General features: G+C 31.1%; 21 protein-coding genes. 15 read left to right on the forward strand and 6 right to left on the reverse strand.

The window, feature by feature from the left end; genetic code table 11:
• The first annotated feature begins 30 nt into the window (after positions 1-30).
• Positions 31-885 (forward strand): hypothetical protein, encoded by an 855-nt coding sequence (locus tag H527_RS23080; RefSeq protein WP_162143810.1) that lies wholly within the window; start codon positions 31-33, stop codon positions 883-885.
• A 59-nt stretch (positions 886-944) separates the two neighbouring features.
• Here H527_RS23080 and H527_RS23085 read toward each other — a convergent pair whose 3' ends face one another.
• On the reverse strand, positions 945-1,547 hold the full coding sequence (locus tag H527_RS23085; RefSeq protein ID WP_051316670.1) for a fasciclin domain-containing protein: 603 nt from the start codon (positions 1,545-1,547) through the stop codon (positions 945-947).
• Positions 1,548-1,850: 303 nt separating this feature from the next.
• On the opposite strand from H527_RS23085, the gene H527_RS0106785 reads away from it, so the two are divergent.
• The 3 genes from H527_RS0106785 to H527_RS0106795 are packed head-to-tail and all read left to right on the forward strand — an operon-like array spanning position 1,851 to position 3,908.
• Complete coding sequence (locus H527_RS0106785; protein WP_027412000.1) at positions 1,851-2,303, forward strand: carboxymuconolactone decarboxylase family protein; 453 nt, start codon at positions 1,851-1,853, stop codon at positions 2,301-2,303.
• Positions 2,304-2,321: 18 nt separating this feature from the next.
• Positions 2,322-2,744, forward strand: a complete 423-nt coding sequence (locus tag H527_RS0106790) for a DoxX family membrane protein (RefSeq protein WP_035087574.1) — start codon at positions 2,322-2,324, stop codon at positions 2,742-2,744.
• A gap of 21 nt (positions 2,745-2,765) precedes the next feature.
• Positions 2,766-3,908, forward strand: coding sequence for an FAD-dependent monooxygenase (locus H527_RS0106795; protein WP_027412002.1), 1,143 nt, complete (start codon positions 2,766-2,768; stop codon positions 3,906-3,908).
• A gap of 56 nt (positions 3,909-3,964) precedes the next feature.
• On the opposite strand, the gene obgE is transcribed toward H527_RS0106795, so the two are convergent.
• The 3 genes from obgE to H527_RS23485 are packed head-to-tail and all read right to left on the reverse strand — an operon-like array spanning position 3,965 to position 6,601.
• Positions 3,965-4,963, reverse strand: a complete 999-nt coding sequence (obgE, locus tag H527_RS0106800) for a GTPase ObgE (protein WP_027412003.1) — start codon at positions 4,961-4,963, stop codon at positions 3,965-3,967.
• A gap of 32 nt (positions 4,964-4,995) precedes the next feature.
• Complete coding sequence (locus H527_RS0106805; protein ID WP_027412004.1) at positions 4,996-5,487, reverse strand: hypothetical protein; 492 nt, start codon at positions 5,485-5,487, stop codon at positions 4,996-4,998.
• 1 nt (position 5,488) lies between these two features.
• A complete protein-coding gene (locus H527_RS23485; RefSeq protein WP_081414563.1) occupies positions 5,489-6,601 on the reverse strand; it encodes an adenylate kinase in 1,113 nt (370 codons plus the stop codon).
• A 559-nt stretch (positions 6,602-7,160) separates the two neighbouring features.
• Here H527_RS23485 and H527_RS0106815 point away from each other — a divergent pair.
• The 3 genes from H527_RS0106815 to H527_RS0106825 all read left to right on the forward strand — a co-directional run bounded on the left by H527_RS0106815 (position 7,161) and on the right by H527_RS0106825 (position 11,485).
• Positions 7,161-8,318: a 5-(carboxyamino)imidazole ribonucleotide synthase gene (locus tag H527_RS0106815; protein ID WP_027412006.1), complete on the forward strand. Its 1,158-nt coding sequence runs from the start codon at positions 7,161-7,163 to the stop codon at positions 8,316-8,318.
• 91 nt (positions 8,319-8,409) lie between these two features.
• Positions 8,410-8,895 (forward strand): 5-(carboxyamino)imidazole ribonucleotide mutase, encoded by a 486-nt coding sequence (gene purE, locus H527_RS0106820; RefSeq protein ID WP_027412007.1) that lies wholly within the window; start codon positions 8,410-8,412, stop codon positions 8,893-8,895.
• Between the two features lie 568 nt (positions 8,896-9,463).
• Positions 9,464-11,485 (forward strand): M3 family metallopeptidase, encoded by a 2,022-nt coding sequence (locus H527_RS0106825; RefSeq protein WP_027412008.1) that lies wholly within the window; start codon positions 9,464-9,466, stop codon positions 11,483-11,485.
• Positions 11,486-11,581: 96 nt separating this feature from the next.
• On the opposite strand, the gene H527_RS23090 is transcribed toward H527_RS0106825, so the two are convergent.
• Positions 11,582-13,681, reverse strand: a complete 2,100-nt coding sequence (locus H527_RS23090; protein ID WP_081414564.1) for a M20/M25/M40 family metallo-hydrolase — start codon at positions 13,679-13,681, stop codon at positions 11,582-11,584.
• Between the two features lie 690 nt (positions 13,682-14,371).
• Here H527_RS23090 and H527_RS0106835 point away from each other — a divergent pair.
• The 7 genes from H527_RS0106835 to H527_RS0106865 all read left to right on the forward strand — a co-directional run bounded on the left by H527_RS0106835 (position 14,372) and on the right by H527_RS0106865 (position 18,622).
• Positions 14,372-14,875: a GbsR/MarR family transcriptional regulator gene (locus H527_RS0106835; protein WP_027412009.1), complete on the forward strand. Its 504-nt coding sequence runs from the start codon at positions 14,372-14,374 to the stop codon at positions 14,873-14,875.
• An 87-nt stretch (positions 14,876-14,962) separates the two neighbouring features.
• The gene (locus tag H527_RS0106840) at positions 14,963-15,403 is read left to right on the forward strand and encodes a hypothetical protein (protein WP_027412010.1); all 441 of its coding nucleotides are present in this window, start codon (positions 14,963-14,965) and stop codon (positions 15,401-15,403) included.
• A 14-nt stretch (positions 15,404-15,417) separates the two neighbouring features.
• A complete protein-coding gene (locus H527_RS0106845) occupies positions 15,418-16,299 on the forward strand; it encodes a methyltransferase domain-containing protein (RefSeq protein WP_035087590.1) in 882 nt (293 codons plus the stop codon).
• A 7-nt stretch (positions 16,300-16,306) separates the two neighbouring features.
• Positions 16,307-17,218 (forward strand): TIGR01777 family oxidoreductase, encoded by a 912-nt coding sequence (locus H527_RS0106850; RefSeq protein WP_027412012.1) that lies wholly within the window; start codon positions 16,307-16,309, stop codon positions 17,216-17,218.
• A 3-nt stretch (positions 17,219-17,221) separates the two neighbouring features.
• Positions 17,222-17,683 carry an SRPBCC family protein gene (locus H527_RS0106855; protein ID WP_027412013.1) on the forward strand — a complete coding sequence of 154 codons (462 nt, stop codon included), beginning with the start codon at positions 17,222-17,224 and terminating at the stop codon, positions 17,681-17,683.
• A 118-nt stretch (positions 17,684-17,801) separates the two neighbouring features.
• Entirely contained in the window at positions 17,802-18,356 is a 555-nt protein-coding gene (locus tag H527_RS0106860) for a sigma-70 family RNA polymerase sigma factor (RefSeq protein ID WP_027412014.1), read from the forward strand.
• Between the two features lie 8 nt (positions 18,357-18,364).
• Positions 18,365-18,622 carry a hypothetical protein gene (locus H527_RS0106865; RefSeq protein WP_035087591.1) on the forward strand — a complete coding sequence of 86 codons (258 nt, stop codon included), beginning with the start codon at positions 18,365-18,367 and terminating at the stop codon, positions 18,620-18,622.
• Positions 18,623-18,900: 278 nt separating this feature from the next.
• Here the strand turns inward: H527_RS0106865 and H527_RS0106870 are convergent, their stop codons facing one another.
• On the reverse strand, positions 18,901-19,731 hold the full coding sequence (locus tag H527_RS0106870) for a UbiA prenyltransferase family protein (protein ID WP_027412016.1): 831 nt from the start codon (positions 19,729-19,731) through the stop codon (positions 18,901-18,903).
• Positions 19,732-19,866: 135 nt separating this feature from the next.
• Here H527_RS0106870 and gcvP point away from each other — a divergent pair, with 135 nt between their 5' ends.
• Entirely contained in the window at positions 19,867-22,722 is a 2,856-nt protein-coding gene (gcvP, locus tag H527_RS0106875; protein WP_027412017.1) for an aminomethyl-transferring glycine dehydrogenase, read from the forward strand.
• Positions 22,723-22,768: the final 46 nt, after the last annotated feature.

Here is a 22,768-nt window from a genome sequence, read left to right on the forward strand (position 1 = left end):
GAATAAAAACACTTTATGAGGATTACAAAAATGATAACATCAAAAAAAATAATATCTCAAAATATTGGAAATCCTATTTTCCTAATAAGTCTGGGGGTACTTATCCTTAATGATTGGTTTTTAAAAGCCTTCTTTCATAATACTATTACTGGAAAGTTGTCAGATTTTGCTGGTCTTATTGCTTTTCCCTTTTTTTTAAGCTTATTTTTTATTGAACAAAAAAAAACTATCCATATCCTTATTGGAATTCTTTTTGTTTTTTGGAAAAGTACTTGGTCACAACCTCTGATCAATATATGTAATCAAATAGGTTTACCTCTTTATAGAACTGTTGATTATACAGATCTTATCGCATTGCCTAGTATTTTTATTTCTTATTCATTATTAAAAAATAAAAGACATCTAAAACTACGCCCATTTCTATCAAAAACAGTCATTATATGTTCTTCTATCGCATTTATCGCTACCTCTATGCCGCCTCGTGAAAACAGAAAATATGTAGACATAAATAAAGAGTATGTTTTTAATTTTTCGAAAACAGAACTAGTATCAAGATTAAATATGATACAATTATATGAAATTCAAAAACTAAATAAACGCCATGGTAAAATTAATTTTAATAGCGAAACAAATATTTTTCACTATCAAAATAATCAAGATACTTTGTCTCTAATTTTGGATAACAAAATGGTAAGCCACCAAGATACAATCAAATTTAAAACCTCTTTTGTAGATATTGAGATAGTGGGTAATAAAGATACCTCTGCATTAAAATTATTAAACTTATATCAAATAGTTACCTTACGCTCTAAAAAGAATTATCGTAAAATAGCCCTCAAACAATTTGAAAAACGAATAATAAATGGGATAAGAAAATATCGTTAAATCTTTGATTGTTATTTTTTTTTAAACATCAACACTATTAAATTCGCTTTGCAAACGTATTATTTTTCTGACGTCATTACAGCATCAATAGTATGGATTATACCATTAGAAGCTTCTACATCGGTAGTAACCAATGTGCCGCCATTACCCATTTTATCAATAATGAAAATCCTATTCTTTTTCATAGACACAGTTAACTTAGATCCTCCCAGAGTTTTTAACTGCATGCTCCCTCTACCCTCTTTTACAGCTGCAGTAATATCTTCTTTCGTGATTTTACCTGGTATTACATGATAATTTAATATAGATTGTAATTTTTCTTTATTTCGAGACTCTAATAATTCTTCTACCTTACCTTCGGGTAACTTATCAAATGCCATATTTACCGGAGCGAAAATAGTATAAGAATTTTCAGTATTCAAAACCTTAGAAAACTCTGCTACCTCTATAACTGAAGCTAGTATAGAAAAACCTTTATCCATAGCAGTAAACTCTATTATCGTAGGTTTGTTTTTTTCTATTTTTTGAGGTTGTATAATATTTTCTGCAATTAATTTTTCATTCCCCTTTATTTCTTTTCCTTCTTTTTTAGTTTCGCTACAAGCAGTTACAACTAATAGTCCTGATAAAAAAAGAACGGATATATTATTTTTAATTCTCATTATGAATATTTTTCAATGTTATATATACTCAGAAACGGTCTATAGATGTTTTGCTTTGGTAATATTTAGTTAAATAATAATTAATGAAATACTAAACTCTATAATTCATTACATAAAACCAAACTCCCCCTTCCTGATCTTTTATAAAAATAGTGTAACATCTAAAAAATTTATCTACCAACTTAGTATCTGTTATGCTTTTTCTAGAATTCGTTCTTTTGGTTTTATTTCTTAATCCAGATTAATTTTTTAGTGATTTCATTTTTCGAATTTTGTTGTGAATCTTTAAAAACACAATAAATTATGAAAACAGATCGAATAAATATTAGCGAAATCAATCCAAATGCATACAAACCATTAGTATCCTTATACAACGATATAAAAAAAAGTTCTTTATCTGATTTAGAGTTTTTATTAATTGAAATAAGAGCTTCCCAGATTAATGGATGTTCTTATTGTGTACAAATGCACATTAAAAATGCTATCCTACAGGGAGAAAAACAATATCGTATTCATGCACTACCATTTTGGAAAGAATCTCCGTTTTTTACTGAGGAAGAGCAATTAATTCTTGAGATAACCGAAGCTATTACTAATATTTCTGTAGAAGGATTGAATGATACACTTTATCAAAGAGCTATTCATATTTTTGGCGAAGAAAAAGTAGCAGATATCATTATGGCTATTTGTTGTATTAATTCGTGGAATAGAATAGGGCGAGCAACTCTAATGACACCAATTCCTTCACAAGATTAACTAAATTTTATACAAATAATGATTTTATATATTAAGCTTTTTTTAAGACTAAGTATTGCTCTTGGATTTATATCTGCGGTTGCAGACAGACTTGGCTGGTGGCCAACAGAACAATCTACTTGGGGCAACTGGAGTAATTTTATAGCATACACCCAAACACTAAACCCTTGGTTTCCTGATTATTTTACAAATTTTATTGGTATTATAGTTACTTGTGCCGAAGTAATCCTTGCCATACTTTTAGTTATTGGGTTTAAAACCTCATTATCTGCTAAAATTAGCGGCGTATTACTTCTTATATTTGGAGTAGCAATGTCTATTACTGTTGGCATTAAAGCTCCTTTAGATTATTCGGTATTTTCTGCTGCAGCTGCTGCTTTTGGACTTGGTTTAATCAAAGAGAAGTATCTGGAGGTTGATGTATTACTACAGGCAAAATAAACTTTAAAAATACACTATTTTATGATTTCAATTATTGGAGCTGGTATAGGAGGATTGTCATTAGCCTTAGCTTTAGAAAAACTTAATATTGATTATCAGGTATTTGAAAAAACAAATTCTATCAAAACAGTTGGGGCAGGAATATGGCTTGCCCCAAATGCTTTGCAAATACTAGAATGGCTAGGCATTCTTGAATCTATACAAAGTAATGGCAATTCTATAAATAGAATTACTATAGCTACACATGACCTAAAACCATTGTCTGATTCCTGTCAACAATTTATAAAAGATAAATTTGGGTATTGTACTATTGCTATACATCGTGCAAAACTTCAAGAAATTCTTTTGCAGAATATCCCTAATGAAAAGATTAAATTAGGAAAATCATTACGCACGTTTGAAAAATTAACAGATGACACAATTAAAATCACATTTGAGGATACTTCTCAAATCGAAACTAATTATCTTATTGGCGCAGATGGTATACATTCTAAAGTAAGAAAACAACTATTTCCAACAAATATAATTAGATATTCTGGACAAACATGCTGGAGAGGTGTTGCAGATATCGAAATTGAAGATCGTTTTAAACATCAAGGTATCGAAATGTGGGGAAATCAAATACGCTTTGGAATCTCTAGAATAGCAAGCAAAAAAACATATTGGTTTGCTGTAATTACTAGTAAATCTAACAGTAATAGTATTTTTTTAGATGTAAAAAAATATCTTATAGATATGTTTTCGCCTTTTCATCCAATAGTAGGCAAACTAATTTTAAACACAGATGAATGCAATATTATAAAAGGAGATATAAATGATATCCAACCATTAAAATATTGGTATAAAGACAACATATGCCTTATTGGTGATGCAGCTCATTGCGCCACTCCTGATCTAGGGCAAGGTGGTGCACAAGCTATTGAAGATGCGTATTATTTATCCCACTTAATAGCTCAAGAGAGTGAGATTTCAAATGCCTACCCTAAGTTTCAAAAAAAAAGACGTAAAAAGGTCAACACTATAGTTACCCAATCCAGAAGTATAGAAAAAATAGCTCATTTAAAATATGGAAAAAGACTACGGAATCTAATCTTGAAAAATATTCCAAAAAGTATGTCCGCTAAAAAGATGATAGAACTATATCAAATTGAAAAAAACAATTAATTTATCGTTCTTTCAAACCTATTTAACGGATATAGAATATTATTATATTTTAACAGTTAAGCATTTAACATCTGCCAAAGCTTATCTTTTAACTCTTGTAATCCTTGCTGCGCTACTGAGGAAATAAACATATAGGGAGCATTTAGTTTTTGATCCAACTCTATTTTTAACTCTTCTTTCAATTCTTCGTCCAGCATGTCACATTTAGATATAGCTACAAGTCTTTCTTTATCCAATAAATCTGGATTATACCTACGCAACTCGTCTAAAAGAATTTCATATTGTTTGTTAATATCGGGAGCATCCGCAGGAATTAAAAATAACAATGTAGAGTTACGCTCAATATGTCTTAAAAAACGATGTCCTATCCCTTTTCCTTCTGCAGCACCTTCTATAATACCTGGTATATCTGCCATTACAAAGGTTTGAAAATCTCTATACTCTACAATACCTAAATTTGGTTTTAGGGTTGTAAATTCATAATCTGCAATTTTTGGCTTTGCAGAGGTTATCACAGATAATAGTGTAGATTTTCCTGCATTAGGAAAGCCTACTAATCCAACATCTGCTAATATCTTTAGTTCTAAAGTAATATCACACTCTTGTCCTTCAGTCCCTGGCTGTGCATATCGAGGTGTTTGATTGGTCGAACTTTTAAAGTGCCAATTTCCTCTACCACCCATACCTCCTTTGGCTATTATATACTCTTGTCCTTCTTCGGTAATCTCTTTTATAATATTTTGAGTTTCGGTATCTCTAATAACTGTTCCCAAGGGCACATCTACATAAATATCCTCTCCATCGGCTCCTGTACTTCTACTTTTACTACCGTGTCCACCATGTTCTGCTTTAAAATGACGTTTAAATTTCAAATGGTACAATGTCCACATATTAGGATTAGATCGAATAATAATGTGTCCTCCTCGTCCACCATCTCCTCCATCAGGGCCGCCTTTGGTAATAAATTTCTCACGATGCAAGTGTACAGATCCTTTACCTCCGTTTCCAGAAGTTAAATTCAACTTTACATAATCTACAAAATTTCCTTCTGTCATAATTCTATTCTATTAAATCCTTGATCTGTATTTTAATTTAAGTTTTTCATAAATTTACGTGCTTCTAATTCTAATTTATCTAGTACTGAAACCCATTTTCCATCCTTTTGCTTTCCATGAATGGTATAATTGGCTATAAACTTATTAGAATTCAGATCTAGATGAAGCTCCATTATATCATAATTCACACTCGCTATATCTAATTTATATTTAAACCTTTTTATATTTCCTTTTAATTTATTTACTCTATACAAGTTTCCTAATTGAATATCTGTAACCTCGGTAGAATACAAAATACAGGTAAGTAAATATTTTCCTGCTCCTTTTTGTAATTTAGATTTTGTACTCGATCTCAAATTAAATTCATCCAGAGCTTTTTCATTATTACAAAATTCTATAATATTTTTTGCTGTCTCATCTGCTGCCCATTTAAGATCTTCAGAGATTTCGTTTAATGGAATCTTCTCTGGCTTACTTGAACAAGATATGATTAGCGCTACAAAAACAAGCATTATTTTTTTCATATCAACTACTCAAACCATCTATCACTTTACTTAATCTATCTGTAATCTCACTAATAGCACCTACCCCATCAATTCCAAAATATTTATCTTGCTTTTGATAGTAATTTTTTAATATTGCGGTTTCTGTATAATATACTTTAATACGATTACGAATTATACTCTCATCTGCATCATCTGGTCTACCCGATGTTTTTCCTCTTTCTAATAATCGTTGCACTAAAACTTCATCTTCAACTTCTAAAGCAACCATGGCACTAACCTCTGTTCCTTTTGTTTTTAATAATTTGGATAAAGAATCCGCTTGAGCTTCAGTTCTAGGAAATCCATCAAAAATAAAACCTTTTGCATTGGGATTTTTATCCACTTCGGCATTAAGCATATTAATAGTAACCTCATCTGGCACCAATTGTCCTTTATCAATATATGATTTTGCAAGAGTCCCTAACTCGGTTGCATTTTTTATATTATATCGAAACACATCTCCTGTAGAAATATGTACCAGATCGTATTGTTGTTTTAAAACTTCTGCTTGTGTTCCTTTTCCTGCTCCCGGTGGTCCAAATAGCACCAAATTTGTCATGTTGTTTGATTTTAATTGATAAACTTCTGTAAGATTACGACCTAATCCATTATAATCTAGTCCATATCCAACAATAAATCGATTAGGGATTTCAATCCCTATATAATCTATATTATATTTTTTTGTATATGCTTCAGGTTTATAGAATAATGTAGCAATTTTAAATACTTCGCATCCTTTTTCTACTAACATTTCTATTAATACTTCTATAGTATTTCCTGTATCTACAATATCCTCAACAATTACTACAGATCTTCCTGATACTTCTTTCTCTAACCCAACTAATTCCTTAATTTGATTAGTAGTTTCTGTTCCTTGATATGAAGCTAATTTCACAAAACTCACTTCACAATCATAATTAAATCGCTTCAAAACCTCTGATGCAAACATAAATGCACCATTCAACACCACTATAAATAAAGGGTTTTTATCTGCTAAATCATTATTTAATTTACTAGATACTCTATTTATCGAAGCAACTATTTCTTCTTCTGTAATAAAAGGTATAAACTGTAAATCATGTAGTCTTATCATTCTATCCAATACCTGATATAATTTGATTTTTTTATTTTAAAGCGGCAAAGATAGTGATTAGAAATGAGCATAACTAAGAATTACATCATCAACCTATATTTAGCAACAAGCAAGATTAAATAGATACAACATAAACTCTACAAGCCTTTTATCCTTAAGAACAAACATAATAAATTGTAAATTTTAGCAAATAGAAAAACGAAGATATTTTTAAAAAAAACAAAAACTACAATATAAATTAGCCTAATTAATTTCAATTATTTAGACTATAAAACCCTTCTCTTTTTTTACTTCTGAATTAACTCTTAGGAAACCCACGTGACATACTTTTATATATAATTATTCTAAGACAAGGTTTAGAAAACTAATCTGTCACAAAAAATTAAAACATAGAAATCAAACCTCTATATAAAATTGGTTATAAAGACATGAATTATAAATTATTCTTTTTTTTATTTTGCTCTCTATAAACATAATAGTAGTATTTACTTTAATTAGTATGGATATTCTTTATGAAAAAATTATTTTTGTTGCTTAAAATAAAAATGAAACCCCAGAAATGACAAACTTTTTCTCGTCAAACTTTAAGTTAGGAATATTAGGAGGAGGACAACTAGGTAAAATGATGTTGTATGAAACCCGAAAATATGACATAAAAACTCACGTTCTAGATCCTAGTCAGGATGCGCCGTGCAAAATAGCCTGTGATTATTTTCAACAAGGAAACCTAATGGATTATGATACTGTCTATAATTTCGGAAAAAAAGTAGATATCCTTACTTTTGAAATTGAATCGGTAAACCTAAAAGCTTTAATCCAACTAGAAAAAGAAGGAAAAAAAGTATACCCAAGTTCAAAAACTTTAGAGAAAATCCAAAATAAAGGGCGACAAAAATTATTTTACAAGGAAAAAAACATTCCTACTGCGGAGTTTATTAGATTTTCTAATAAAGCTCATCTTACCGAAGGAATTACAAGTAATAAAGTAAAAATTCCTTTTGTATGGAAAAGTACTCAAGGAGGATATGATGGTAAAGGAGTATCTATTATTAAATCGGGTGCTGATTTAGCTAAACTACCAGATACAGAATGCATTGCCGAGAGCTTGATTGATTTTAAAAACGAGTTAGCTGTTATTGTTGCCCGTAGCCCTTCTGGTGAAATTAAAACATACCCTGTTGTAGAAATGGAGTTTCACCCAGAAGCAAATCAGGTAGAATATGTTATCTGCCCTGCTAGAATAGAAGACAAAGTTGCAGAAAAAGCAATGGAGATTGCAGAAAAAGTATCTAAGGCATTTGAGCATGTTGGAATATTAGCAGTAGAAATGTTTCTAACACAGGATGGTAATATCCTTGTCAATGAAGTTGCTCCCAGACCTCATAATAGTGGTCATTATAGTATTGAAGCCAGCTACACTAATCAATTTGAACAACACATAAGAGCTATCCTAAATTTACCACTTGGAGCTACAGAAAGTAAATTAGGTGGTATTATGGTAAACCTAGCAGGTGCAGAAGGATACATTGGGGATGTAGTATATAAAGACATCGAATTAATCCTAAAAATGAAAGGTGTAACTCCTCATATCTATGGCAAAAAACAAACAAGACCTTTTAGAAAAATGGGGCATGTTACTATAATTCATGAAAATATAGACGAAGCCAGAAAAATAGCTGAAAAAGTAAAAAATACCATACAAGTAATTAGTATATAGAGGTTTTAGATAAAAAACATAATTCTATTAATAGAAACACCTCTTCTGATTTTTTTATTAAATAATTAATTATAAAATACACAAATAAACAATGAGCAAGGTAGGAATTATAATGGGTAGTATCAGTGATATGCCCGTAATGGAAAATGCTATCGAAGTACTACAGGGCTTTGATATCGAAGTTGAAGTAGATATTGTTTCTGCACATCGTACTCCAGAAAAATTATTCGATTATGCAAAAAACGCACATACCAGAGGGATACAAGTAATTATTGCTGGGGCTGGAGGTGCGGCTCATTTACCAGGCATGGTAGCTTCTTTATCCCCTTTACCTATTATTGGTGTACCTGTAAAATCACGAAACTCTATAGACGGATGGGATTCTGTTTTATCTATTTTACAAATGCCAGGAGGAGTTCCTGTAGCAACTGTAGCTCTGGATGGTGCATTAAACGCTGGTATTTTGGCTGCTCAAATTATAGGAGCTGGCGACAAATGTGTATTAGATAAAATCATCATGTATAAAGAAGGTCTGAAACAAAAAGTTATTGAAGGAGCAAAACAAATAAAAAAGTAAAAAAAAAGAGAGCTACTTTTCAGTAGCTCTCTTGAATATCAGGTCTTACAAAAGAATATAACAATATTTATTAACCAACTTAAATATATTACACAAAAAATTCAACGTAAGACCATTACTCTTAAAACCTATAACAAAGGTAAAACCTTACTTTAATTACACAATAAAAGTAATGTAAAATATTTCAACTTTTCGATGAAAAGCATATTTAATCGATAAAAAACAATATTTAGTTATTTTGAAAGATTTTTTTGCTTGAAAAAACAGATCTATAATGGTGTTTTTAGACAAAAAGTAAGTTTTTAACAAAAAATTAAAGCAAAAGAGCTGCAAAAATCGCAGCTCTTTCGTCAAATTTGGTCCTTAATATTAGAACAATTATTAATATTCATACCCCAAATAGAAATAACCCTCTGTTCTAATAACAGACCATACTAATAAACCTTATCAAATCTATCGGTATAAAATTTAGTTTTGGTAAAAACATAGATAGCCTTTAAGTCTTTTTCGATAAAAGGTTATTTTTTTCGACATAAGTAATAACACTAAGAAATTATCATTACAAAAAATGAAGAATCCATTATTACACCCCTTTGATACCGCTCCTTTTTCAAAAATAAAGTCTGAGCATTTTTTACCAGCAATTAAAAACGGTATTTCTATTGCCAAAAAAGAAGTAGATAGTATCGTTACTAACCCTGAGCCTCCTTCTTTTTCTAATACTATAGAAGCTTTAGATTATTGCGGAGAACTCTTAGACAGAGTTACCAGTATTTTTTTTAATTTGAATAGTGCAGAAACTAATGACAAAATTCAAGAAATAGCCCAACAAGCATCTCCTTTACTTTCTGAATACAGTAATGATATCGCTCTTAATCTAGATTTATTTAAACGAATTGAATCTGTTTATAAACAAAAAGATGTACTAAACCTTAATGCAGAACAATCCCGACTGCTTGAAAAAAGATATAAATCATTTTCAAGAAATGGAGCCAATCTACCTGATGACAAAAAGGAAAAACTTAGAGAAATCGATAAAGAACTCTCTACTTTAAGTTTACAATTTGGAGAAAACATTCTAGCCGAGACCAATAAATTTGAAATGTTACTCACTGAAGAATCAGATCTATCTGGTTTACCAGAAGGGGCTAAAGAAGCTGCCAAAGCTATGGCCGAAGCTAAGAACAAAAAAGGTTGGCTAATCACTTTAGATTATCCTAGTTATATACCTTTTATTACTTATGCAGATAATCGAGAACTACGGAAAAAACTTGCTCTTGCTTTTGGATCTAAAGGGTTTAACAAAGATTCTTTGGATAATCAAGAGGTTGTTTTAAAAATAGTAAACCTTAGACATCAACGTGCTACCTTATTAGGATACGCCTCTCATGCGGATTATATTCTTGAAGAGCGAATGGCAGAAACTCCTAATACTGTATTTTCTTTCTTAAATGAAATTTTAGAAAAAGCAAAACCTACTGCAGAAAATGAATTTAAACAATTAGAAAGCTTCGCAAAAGAATTAGATAGCATTGATGCGCTTCAAAAATGGGATGGCGCCTATTACTCTGAAAAATTAAAACAAAAGCTTTTTGATCTAGATGACGAAAAATTAAAACCGTATTTTAAACTAGAAAATGTAATCGATGGAGTGTTTATAGTTGCCAACAAACTATTTGGTCTTCAGTTTGAAGAAACTAAAAATGTAGACTCCTACCACGAAGAGGTAAAAACATATAATGTTACAAATCAAAAAGGAGATCCTATTGCTTTATTTTATGCGGATTTTCACCCAAGACCAGGAAAACGAAATGGAGCATGGATGACCTCGTATAAGCCACAAATGAGAAAAAATGGGGATAATATACGTCCGCATATCTCTATCGTTTGTAATTTCACTAAACCTACCCCTAGTAAACCTTCTTTATTAACATTTAATGAAGTTACTACTTTATTTCACGAGTTTGGTCATGCATTACATGGCATGCTTGCAGACACAACATACCCTGGATTATCAGGAACTAGTGTATATTGGGATTTTGTAGAATTACCAAGCCAGGTACTAGAAAATTGGTGTTATGAACAAGAAGCACTTGAGCTTTTTGCCAAACATTATGAAACTGGAGAAGTAATCCCTATGGAATTGGTTGAAAAAATAAAAAAATCTTCAACATTTATGGAAGGAATGACTACTCTTCGCCAATTAAGTTTTGGATTATTAGATATGGCATGGCACTCAAAAGATCCATCTACCATTAAAAATGTAAAAGAATACGAGAAAAAGACTTTTTCAACTACCTCTTTATATCCTGATGTAGAAGAAAATTGTATGAGCACTGCTTTTTCACACATCTTTCAGGGAGGGTATTCTGCTGGATATTACTCTTATAAATGGGCAGAAGTATTAGATGCTGATGCTTTCGAATATTTTAAAGAAAATGGAATCTTTAATAAGGAGATTGCTACTAAATTTAAAGACCATATATTGTCTAAGGGCGGAACAGAAAACCCAATGATCCTTTATAAACGCTTTAGAGGTCAAGAACCTAAGCCAGAAGCCTTATTAAAAAGAGCAGGATTACTAAAATAAACCTAAATAAAATGTCAAAAAATGGGCCTGTCGAAGTTTTTATTTATAACAAACTACCTTTGACAAGCCCATGACTGACATTCTTAGTATTCTATTTTACTTTACAATCATCTGTTTTGAATAATTATTTGCTCCATTAAAAAGTGTCAAAAAGTATATCCCACTAGAAAATTTTGAAGTATTAATTTGAGTAGCTTTACTCTTAAGCTTTATTTCCTGTAGTATATTACCTTTTACATCTATAATTAGTAAGTTTCCTGATTTCCATAAATCATTCCCTACAGTTACATCTATATGATCTCCAGTTACAGGGTTAGGATAGAACTTTAGCATTGCATTGTCATTTGCTAATACTTCTTTTTCTATATTTTTTGCAGAAGAACTACAAGGTCCAATTTTATTCCAACCATTACTACTGGTTCTTTCATAAAGATTACCTTGATACGTTACACGATCCCCAGGCTGATAAGTAGCTGAAGAATTATATGGTGTAACACCTTCACAAGGGTCGTTTCCACCAGTAGTTCCACCTATAACTACAGTATAGTCTTCGACTTCTCCATACTCAAAAGATTCGCAAGCAGTAGGAACTGCATTATATTTCATAGATACACGCATTCTTGTACTTCCATCCTTTGCTCCAGAAGGCACTGTAAAACTACCACTTACCGGAGTTGTTTTTGAAGCTGACTTACTCCATACTAATTCTCCTGCATCTGCAAAATCTTTATCCTGATTATAGTCGATCCAAACTGCATATCCCTCATTATAAGAAGATCCACTCCACGCAGGTGTTATAGTAATAGTATTTGAAGATCCTTTGGATAAATTAGTGGACTCGGCAGTAAAATCACTATACCCACCATTTCCAGCTGTAGAGGTTTTATTTATTGTTCCTACAGCTACTTTACCAATATATTCATCAGATGTTTTTTGACCATTAGAGGCACAATATCCTGTTGGAGGATTTCCTCCAGAACCTGCATTAGAAATCTCTATAAGGTACTCTAAAGCTAACTTTGCAAATTTAGCTGCATGGGTTGCGTTTGCAGTAGGAAATCTAGACGATGTGTCTCTGGACGTATGTATATTAGGATTACTTTCACTAAATTTAGCTTCAATAGGGAATGCTGTTTCATATCCTTGTTGAGCAAAACTATGATGATCAGAACAACCATAGTTACAAGCAGAGTTACTATAAGTAATTTTATGTGTTCCTGAAGCGTTATAATGATCCATTAATTTCTTTAAAAAATTATTTAAAGAAGTACTATTGTAAGAATCTGTTGTTATAAAAACATCTTGAGTAGATCCTTTATAATTAGTCATATCTAATTGCATATAGCTTACTATATTAACATTTCGATTTTTATAATCTCTCGCTATTTCTTTAGACCCTACCAAACCAACTTCTTCTGCTGCAAATGCCATAAACTCTACAGTTCTCTTAGGCTTATAATCCATGCTAAATAAAACTCTGGCAACTTCTGTAATAGTAGCAATACCTGATGCATTGTCATCTGCTCCTGGAGCATTATTGTTTCCTTCTCTTGAGGTAGAATCTAAATGTCCTCCTAAAACAACATACTCGTCTGGTTTTTCTGTCCCTCTAACCGTCATAATAACAGATGGCATTGAAGTATTGGAATGATTTACTAATCTAACGGTTACATCACTACGATTTCCTGCAAGACTTTCCCATTTTACTTTTAAATCTGTAGATGCTCTTTTTCCACTAGCAGTAGTATGGTAACGAGTACCATAATTCTCTAATTCTTTTATTTGTCTATCAATATTAGTGTTATTAACCAACCCCAAACTTTGATTTACCAATTGATCTTGAGTAATTTCAAAAGCTACAGCTCTTTTTGCAGAAGAAGCTTTTTGTTGATCAATTAAGATAATTTGTTCGATAGCCTTTAGGGCTTCTTCTTTAGAGGATTCATAAAAGTAGCCCGGTCCATGTTTCAATCCAGTATGATGTAATTCTTCTGCCGAACGGTTATTTAGCATTACTGCACTATATTCATTTATCGACTTAATAATTTTCACATCATTAGGATGATCTTTTTTTAATTGTAATGCACTCTGAGTATCCATAGTAGCATAAAACATGCCTTTACGCTCTTGAGAGTACATAAATGATGTGCATATACTTAATGACATCGCTAAGATAAATAAATTAATTTTTTTCATTTTTAGTTTTATTTGTTGAGTTTATATAATTTGTGTTTTAATAGTTTAAAAAAATAACACCAAACCCTAACACAGGGCACTATATTTCAATAAAATAGAATTAACCCCGAAATACACTTCGATTGTAAAAAGAATAACCAGTCTATATAAAGAAGTATAATTTCTTTATAATTCGCTCTATGTTTTATTTTTTAAACAATAAAGCATTTGTCACACCTCTTAAGGATAGGTGTATACATACTGATGATACTTCTTTTTTTTAATACTAGTTTTTCAAAAATAAATTAGGCTATGAATAAAAGAACAACATAGATTTTGCTATATTTTATTCACTTTAATTTGGTTGTATTTGTAAGGATAAATATTACAAATTATCACGTCCCATAATGAGAGAAGAAATGAGTACAATTGTTAATGAACTGGAGTAAGTCTTGAAATTTCATAAAAGTTGATTTTTGTGTTTGTGTATATTAAGTTGTAAACAAAATTATTAAAAAAGCCTTGTTAATCCTATAAATTTATGTCTTATATCCTTTATACAGTGTCCTAAAACATAATCTAGTACACTTTAAAACAGAAATATTATCTTATAAAATATGCTCTTAGAATCAAAGTAGACGAACAAACTCAAAGCTATATTTTTTATTTCAATATTTTTTGAAAGTTTAAAATTTTTTATATATTTGAAATATGAATTATGATGAAGCTAAAAATAAGTTTATATCTACCTGGGGATCCCTAGGTACTTTATGGGGAATAAATAAAGCTATGGCACAAATCCATGCCTTATTATTAATCTCTCCAGAACCTCTTTCTATGGAAGATATCATGGAACAATTGCAAATATCAAGAGGCAATACCAGTATGAATCTTCGTCAATTAATGGACTGGGGCATTGTTTTTAAAGAAAATAAAATGGGAGAGCGAAAAGAATACTTCACTTCAGAAAAAGATGTACAAGAACTAGCAAGACAAATAGCAAAAGAAAGAAGCCGAAGAGAGTTACAACCAACAATTAAAATATTAAATGATGTTTCTAATATTGAAGAAGATGGAACTTCTAAAACTAAAGAGTTGATAAAACAAACCAAAGCTTTACATGAAATGGCTAGTAATCTAGATATCATGATGACTAAAGTAGTTGGGCAAGATCAAAACTGGGTTACAAAAGCTTTGATAAAACTTATTAAATAACAATGTAAAAATATGAAGGAGGTTTTTCTCCTTTTTATTTAAAATTAATATTTCAATACTTTCTGAAAGTTTAAAATAATTAAAACTATGACGCTTACTATTCCAAATTGGTTACTAATTACAGGAGGAATTGGCCAAATATTTACTGCTTTAATATATCCATATATACGCCATAAGGTATTTGATTGGTATACAGATGTAAAAAAACTAAAACCTCTTAACCAAGAAATTGCAAAAACCTATGGAAGATACATTCAAGGTCTTAATTTTTCTTTTGGATGTATTACTATTTTAATTCCTGAAAATCTAAAAAATCAAACGGAACTAGCAATTGCCATAACTAGTCTTATTGCTATTTATTGGGTAGGAAAAGTAATAACTCAAATCGCCTATTACCCTATGTATGATATTCCTAAAAAAAGAATATTTAAACTCGGCAGTTATTTTATGAATTGTTTATTTACTCTTTTTGCTACAATCTACACTCTATTAGCAATATACAATTGTATAGGATTTTTCAACCTTTAACAAAACTATTAAATATGAACACCTTAACCCTTTTAGATAAATTAAGATTTAGAAAATCTGCTTCAAAAGAAAAAATAATACGTTTTTATGATGAAGCAACCGAAGATTATAAATTCTGGAGTACAGATTTTAACATGCACTTTGGATACTACATCCCTTTTAAAACCAATGTATTTAAACGAGACTCTATGCTTAATCAAATGAACCAACAGGTTTTTGATCGTTTACATGTTCCTAAGCAAAACTCATTGGTGGCAGATCTTGGTTGTGGTATTGGTGGCACCATACAATATGGGTTAAAAAAATATCCATTACTTCATATCATAGGTGTAACACTATCCCCTTTTCAAGCTAAAGAAGGAAACAAAAGGCTACAGCACAAAAACGGATTAATCCTAGAAGAAAATTATTGTAACACTTCTTTTAAAACCAATAGTGTAAATGGCGCTTATGCTATCGAGAGTTTCTGTCATTCTGGACACAGCAAACAGGCTCTACAAGAAGCGTACAGAATATTAAAACCTAATTCTAAATTAGTTATAGCAGATGCCTTTTTAAAACAAGAAGAAGAACATCTATGTCTTGGAAGCAATTATTGTTACGAACAATTATGCAAAGGCTGGAGCCTAGATGGTTTAGGTAATATTAACAAAGTGAAAGACACGCTACATCAAATTGGATTTAAAAATATAAATATTGAAGATATATCCTTTAGAGTAGCACCATCTGTATTACATGTACCATTTGCCATTACTGGTTTTATAATGAAAACCCTGATAAAGAAAAAACCATTAAAACCTCAAAGTTTAAAAAACTTAAAAGGATCCTTGTTTGCCCTATTATCGGGATTGCATATAAAAAACTTTGGATACTATATAATAACCGCAGAAAAATAGATCGACAATGAAAAAAATAGTAATCGCAGCAGGAACAGGATTTTTAGGAAAAATAGTAACCGAGTATTTCAAAACAAAAGTAAAAACTATTATTATACTAACTCGTGGAAAAAACAAGAAAATAAACAATATTAAATATGTGAATTGGGATGCTAAAACGATCGGGAATTGGACAAACGAACTAAACAATGCAGATGTATTGATAAATCTAACAGGAAAATCGGTGGATTGCAGATATAATAAAAAAAATAAGGATCTTATTTTACACTCTAGAATAGATTCTACTATTATATTAGCAGAAGCAATCCAAAAATGCACAAATCCACCTAAAGTTTGGCTTAATTCTTCTACAGCTACTATTTATCGTCATTCATCAGAAAAAGAAATGGATGAAACTAATGGAGAGATAGGTACGGGATTCTCTGTAAATGTTGCTAAATCGTGGGAAAAAGCATTATTTAAACAACAAACTTTGAATACGAGAAAAGTAGCTTTAAGAACTGCTATTGTTTTAGGTAAAAACGGCGGAGCTCTACAACCCATTTTAAATTTATCTAAAATTGGTTTTGGTGGAAAACAGGGTTCTGGAAATCAAAAAATAAGCTGGATACACGAATTGGATTTTGCCAGAAGTATTGAATTTATAATCCATACCAAAAAAATTGAAGGAGTTATTAATATCGTCTCCCCAAAGCCTTCTAGTAATTCGGTTTTTATGAAAACCCTTAGAAAAATCACACGTGTTCCTTTCGGAATACCAATACCAAAACCATTACTAGAGTTTGGAGCCAAATTAATAAAAACAGAAACAGAGCTTATCTTAAAAAGCAGGAATGTAATCCCTAAAAAACTTGAAAATAATGGATTTAAATTCACATATCCAGAGCTAAAAACCGCTATAAACCACCTAGTAAATTAACCCATGACAACCATATACTTAGAAACCGAAATAAAAGCACCATCACACCAAGTATTTGACTTGTCAAGAAGTATTGATTTTCATATAATATCTGCTAAAAAAACAAAAGAAAAAGTAATTGCAGGACGAACTTCTGGGTTAATAGGACTGAAAGAAACGGTTACTTGGAAAGGAAAACATTTCGGAGTATATCTCACTCATAAAAGTCTGATTACTGCTTTTGAATATCCAAATAATTTTACAGACGAGATGGTAAAAGGATATTTTGTATATTTTAAACATCAACATCATTTTTACAAAATTAAATCAGGTACCAAAATGGTAGATAAATTACAATACAAAATACCTTTAGGTTTTTTAGGTAAACTACTGGATGTATTCTTTTTAAAAAAGTATCTTACCAAATTTCTTGTTTCTCGTAATCATGCTATACAATTACATCTAGAAAACATAACAAAACAATAATTAAAAAATGAAGTTAATAGATATTACTAATATCTCTATAAGTCATTCTTTATTAAAAGCTTCTTTAAGATTCGACTTTTTATTCTACTTTTGAAAAACCTAACAACAGAAAAGAACCATGTCGACAAACACCATAAACCCCAATACATGGGTAGATAAATACAGTGATTACTTATTTAACTATACCGTCGTAAGAGTTGATGATAAGGAAATTGCACAAGATCTAGTGCAAGAAACGTTCTTTGCAGGACTTAAATCCATGAAAAACTTTAAAGGGGAAGCAAGTGAACGTACTTGGCTAATTTCTATTTTAAAAAGAAAAATTATTGATCATTACCGTAAGATCAATAGTAATAAAGGAAAAGCAGAAATAAGAATAAATTACACCTCCGACTCCGAAACTGAAGGAGATTGGCTAGAAGAAAGAGTAGCAGACCCTTTTGATGGAAATGCAGATAGCAAAATTGAAAATAATGAATTAGGGTTAGCTATACATGATTGCATGGGGAAATTACCTCAAAAACAAGCCCAGGTTTTTAAAATGAAAACAATACAAGGTTTCGAGACCGAAGCAATCTGTAATGAATTTGATATTACCGCGTCTAACTTATGGGTTATTATTCATAGAGCTCGTACAGCAATGGCCGAGTGTTTAGAAAAAAATTGGTTTTAGAAAAAATAATGAATAAGAAAAAAAGATTTTTTGTAAGCTGTGCTGATGCTAATCACTTTTGTGATAAGAATCAATATAAAGAAGCTACATTTTGGGAAAAAGTAAAGCTAAATATACATCTTATATATTGTAGTGTATGTAGAAAATATTCTACAAAGAATAGCAAATTAACTAAGCTAGTTAAAAACCCAAAAGTTAGCACTATTACCCCTTCTGATAAAGAAGTTATGAGAGAAAAATTAAAGCAAAAAATGTCTGAAAAATAGCACTACTTCTATAAATAAACATACCATCTCTCAGAGTAGAAAAGGTCATTTCATAGAATCATTTGATGAAATTAACCAATAAGTCATTCTTATTAATGAAAAGCTAAAGTATATCTGCGATAAAACAGCCAACACAGAGAAGTTTTTATTTTACTATAAAATTACTCCAATCCTATTTTAAAAAAACACTAGACAAACCAAAATCTTTAAGAATTATAATATCAAAAATAACTTATCTTTCTATAAAAAAGCTAACAAAACAACAAATACAGAAAAAGTTAATTAAATAATTCTTGTAAAACAACCACTATAATTAACCACATTATAGGTATACTCTCTACCCAAAACGAGCAATAGTATTCAGATTGTTTTTTTTCTGTACCCCATAAAAAAAATAAACTAATCGTAGTTATAAGTATAGTACTTAAAATTTCTATAGAAGATAGCATGTCATTTTTTAATGCTGTAAGTAATAAAAAAACAACTAATAAAATACTACCAAAAACTTTGGTTCTAGTCACTCCAATTTTTTGAGGAATCGTTTCTAAAGTAGCATCATCATATTGAAGGTCTCTTACTTCAAAAGGCAGCATCATAACCACTATAAACAAAAAACGTTGAATCATTTCAATTAAAAAATCGAAGTTTAAATTTCCTTTAGCATGAACCAACGGAACTAATACCGTTATTCCTACCCAAACCACACCAATAATAAAAATTTTTATTCCAGTAAGACTTCTTAGATTTTTTTTATTAGGAAAAACAGGTATAACATACAATATTGTTAGTACATTAAAAGGGATCATATAAATCAGTGCCTCTACTGAAATCTCTTTGGCAAAATAAATAAATAATATACAACTTAAAATAGTTAAAACGCGAATTCCTTTCATAGACTTCGTTAATCTTCTATGATAAAGTTTAGATACTTTAGAGTATTTCACAAAATTATAAGCAGTAATCGCACCTAAAAAACTAAATAAAAGAAAATAATGTTGACCAGAAATCCCAAATTTAATAAATGTAACTTGTACCAAAGCACACATAGCTAATGCAACATGTATACTTCCATTTATATAAAATCTGAATATACTTTTAAGGGTTTCCAAATTAAAAAATTAAAAGGGTGTGTTAACAAAACCCGAATTTGGTTAAAAACTAGACATATCTAGGTTAATTAATTGTGAAAGTTTAACAATTTAATATGTATTTTTGGCATCTCAATTTCAACTGTTTTTTTCGCTATGAAAACTGATTCTTTCAAATTGCGTCATATAGGTCCATCAACAAAGGATCTTTGTGATATGCTAAATACAATTAAAGTAAACTCCATAGAACAATTAATCAATGAGACTGTTCCTGATGATATTCTTTTAAAAAAACCGCTTAATCTTGATTTTGCAATGAGTGAACAAGAATACTCATCACATATGCAAAAGCTTTCTTCTAAAAATAACGTTTACAAAACCTATATTGGTTTAGGATATCACGAAGCTTGTTTACCAGCAGTTATTCAACGTAATATTTTAGAAAATCCAGGATGGTATACCGCATACACCCCTTACCAAGCAGAAATCGCACAAGGTAGATTAGAAGCTTTATTAAACTATCAAACCATGATTTGTGATCTTACAGGCATGGAGTTAGCAAATGCTTCTTTATTAGATGAAAGCACAGCTGCTTCTGAAGCTATGACTATGTTATTTGCTATACGTTCTAGAGATCAGAAAAAAAATAATACTAACAAATTTTTCGTTTCTGAAGAAATATTACCTCAAACCCTCTCCCTGCTAAAGACCAGAGCTATTCCACTCGATATAGAATTAGTTGTAGGAGATCATCAACATTTTGATTTTTCTAAAGAATTTTATGGTGCAATTTTACAATATCCTGGTATATCGGGACAAGTATATGATTATGCTGATTTTGTAAAAAAAGCACATCAAGCAGAAATCAAAGTAGCCGTAGCAGCAGATATCTTAAGTTTAGTCTCTCTTAAGTCTCCAGGAAGCTTTGATGCAGATGTTGTCGTAGGAACAACGCAGCGCTTTGGTATCCCTTTAGGGTACGGAGGTCCACATGCTGCATTTTTTGCTACGAGAGAAGAGTATAAAAGAAATATTCCAGGTAGAATTATCGGAGTTACTCAAGATCTAAATGGAAATCGTGCTTTAAGAATGGCACTACAAACCAGAGAACAACACATTAAAAGAGATAAGGCAACCTCTAATATATGTACAGCACAAGTTCTTTTAGCTGTTATGGCAGGAATGTATAGCGTTTATCATGGGCCAAAAGGTTTAACTTATATAGCATCAAAAGTAAATTCTTATACAGTTACCTTAAGTGATGCTTTAATCGATTTAGGTTTTGAACAACTTAATGCTACATACTTTGATACTATCCGTATTAAAGCGGATGCTAATAAAATAAAAGAAATAGCTGAAAAACATGAAGTAAACTTCTATTATCCAAATCCGAAAACGATTTCGATATCCTTAAACGAAGCTACTACTGTAGAAGATCTTAATACTATTATTACCATTTTTGCTGAAGCAACACAAAAAAAGGTCCCCTTTATTAAAGAGATTACTACAACAAGTAGCATTACAGAAAACTTAAAACGCAAAACAGAGTTTTTAACAAACGAAGTATTTAACACGTATCATTCTGAAACAGAGTTGATGCGGTATATCAAAAAATTAGAACGTAAGGATCTGTCTCTAAATCATTCTATGATTCCTTTAGGGTCTTGTACAATGAAATTAAATGCAGCTTCAGAAATGCTACCACTTAGCGATCCACAATGGGGTAACATTCATCCTTTTGTTCCAATAGCCCAAGCAGAAGGATATCAAAAAGTTCTAAAAAAACTAGAAGATCAACTTACTGAGATCACAGGATTTGCAGGTACTTCTTTACAACCAAATTCTGGTGCACAAGGAGAGTTTGCTGGATTAATGGTAATTCGAGCATATCATGAATCTAGAGGAGATCATCATCGTAATATATGCTTAATTCCTTCCTCTGCACATGGTACTAACCCAGCATCAGCGATTATGGCTGGAATGAAAGTCGTTGTTACCAAAGCTACTGAAGAAGGTAATATTGATGTAGAAGATCTTAGAGAAAAAGCTCTAAAACATAAAGATAACCTTGCTGCCTTAATGGTTACATATCCATCAACACATGGTGTATATGAATCTGCTATTAAAGAAATTACTAAAATTATTCATGATAATGGAGGACAAGTTTATATGGATGGTGCTAATATGAATGCTCAGGTTGGTTTAACAAATCCTGGAGTAATAGGTGCCGATGTATGTCATCTTAACTTGCATAAAACTTTTGCTATACCACATGGTGGTGGTGGTCCTGGAGTTGGCCCTATTTGCGTAGCAAAACAATTAGTTCCTTTTTTACCAGGAAACCCAATTATTACTACTGGAGGTAATCAAGCAATAACTGCTATTTCTGCAGCACCTTGGGGATCTGCCCTAGCATGCCTAATATCTTATGGATATATTACTATGCTTGGCACTAATGGATTAAAAGAAGCTACACAATATGCGATTTTAAATGCCAACTATATTAAAGAGCGTTTAAATGGTCACTATAATGTATTATATGAAGGAGAAAGAGGGAGAGCGGCCCACGAGATGATAATTGACTGTAGACCGTTTAAATCTAACGGTATAGAAGTTACCGATATTGCCAAAAGACTAATGGATTATGGCTTTCATGCTCCAACAGTTTCTTTTCCTGTGGCAGGAACTATTATGATAGAACCTACAGAGAGTGAAAGCAAAGCTGAATTAGACCGTTTCTGCGATGCATTAATCTCTATTCGTCAAGAAATAGCTGATGCCAACGCAGACAATCCAAATAATGTAATGAAAAATGCACCTCATACTCTGGCTATGCTGACTAATGACAATTGGGATTTTCCATACTCCAGAGAACAGGCAGCATACCCATTATCTTATATAGCTGACAATAAATTTTGGCCTTCAGTAAGACGTGTAGATGATGCGTACGGAGATAGAAATTTAATATGTACCTGTGCTCCTATAGAGGAGTACATGGAAAATAACGCATAGTGTACAAGATTAGAATTACAGAGAGGCAGCTATAAAGTTGCCTCTT

Source organism: Aquimarina muelleri DSM 19832 (genome assembly GCF_000430665.1).
Taxonomy (GTDB): Bacteria; Bacteroidota; Bacteroidia; order Flavobacteriales; family Flavobacteriaceae; genus Aquimarina; species Aquimarina muelleri.

Excerpts from the sequence above, each read along its gene's own strand:
- H527_RS0106790 (WP_035087574.1), top strand. The coding sequence starts at position 2,322 with ATGATTTTATATATTAAGCTTTTTTTAAGACTAAGTATTGCTCTTGGA.
- H527_RS0106835 (WP_027412009.1), top strand. The coding sequence starts at position 14,372 with ATGAATTATGATGAAGCTAAAAATAAGTTTATATCTACCTGGGGATCC.
- H527_RS23080 (WP_162143810.1), top strand. The coding sequence starts at position 31 with ATGATAACATCAAAAAAAATAATATCTCAAAATATTGGAAATCCTATT.
- H527_RS0106865 (WP_035087591.1), top strand. The coding sequence starts at position 18,365 with ATGAATAAGAAAAAAAGATTTTTTGTAAGCTGTGCTGATGCTAATCAC.
- purE (WP_027412007.1), top strand. The coding sequence starts at position 8,410 with ATGAGCAAGGTAGGAATTATAATGGGTAGTATCAGTGATATGCCCGTA.
- H527_RS0106855 (WP_027412013.1), top strand. The coding sequence starts at position 17,222 with ATGACAACCATATACTTAGAAACCGAAATAAAAGCACCATCACACCAA.
- H527_RS0106840 (WP_027412010.1), top strand. The coding sequence starts at position 14,963 with ATGACGCTTACTATTCCAAATTGGTTACTAATTACAGGAGGAATTGGC.
- H527_RS0106860 (WP_027412014.1), top strand. The coding sequence starts at position 17,802 with ATGTCGACAAACACCATAAACCCCAATACATGGGTAGATAAATACAGT.
- H527_RS23485 (WP_081414563.1), bottom strand. The coding sequence starts at position 6,601 with ATGATAAGACTACATGATTTACAGTTTATACCTTTTATTACAGAAGAA.
- H527_RS0106845 (WP_035087590.1), top strand. The coding sequence starts at position 15,418 with ATGAACACCTTAACCCTTTTAGATAAATTAAGATTTAGAAAATCTGCT.
- H527_RS0106850 (WP_027412012.1), top strand. The coding sequence starts at position 16,307 with ATGAAAAAAATAGTAATCGCAGCAGGAACAGGATTTTTAGGAAAAATA.
- H527_RS0106825 (WP_027412008.1), top strand. The coding sequence starts at position 9,464 with ATGAAGAATCCATTATTACACCCCTTTGATACCGCTCCTTTTTCAAAA.
- obgE (WP_027412003.1), bottom strand. The coding sequence starts at position 4,963 with ATGACAGAAGGAAATTTTGTAGATTATGTAAAGTTGAATTTAACTTCT.
- H527_RS0106815 (WP_027412006.1), top strand. The coding sequence starts at position 7,161 with ATGACAAACTTTTTCTCGTCAAACTTTAAGTTAGGAATATTAGGAGGA.
- H527_RS23085 (WP_051316670.1), bottom strand. The coding sequence starts at position 1,547 with ATGAGAATTAAAAATAATATATCCGTTCTTTTTTTATCAGGACTATTA.
- H527_RS23090 (WP_081414564.1), bottom strand. The coding sequence starts at position 13,681 with ATGAAAAAAATTAATTTATTTATCTTAGCGATGTCATTAAGTATATGC.
- gcvP (WP_027412017.1), top strand. The coding sequence starts at position 19,867 with ATGAAAACTGATTCTTTCAAATTGCGTCATATAGGTCCATCAACAAAG.
- H527_RS0106805 (WP_027412004.1), bottom strand. The coding sequence starts at position 5,487 with ATGAAAAAAATAATGCTTGTTTTTGTAGCGCTAATCATATCTTGTTCA.
- H527_RS0106785 (WP_027412000.1), top strand. The coding sequence starts at position 1,851 with ATGAAAACAGATCGAATAAATATTAGCGAAATCAATCCAAATGCATAC.
- H527_RS0106795 (WP_027412002.1), top strand. The coding sequence starts at position 2,766 with ATGATTTCAATTATTGGAGCTGGTATAGGAGGATTGTCATTAGCCTTA.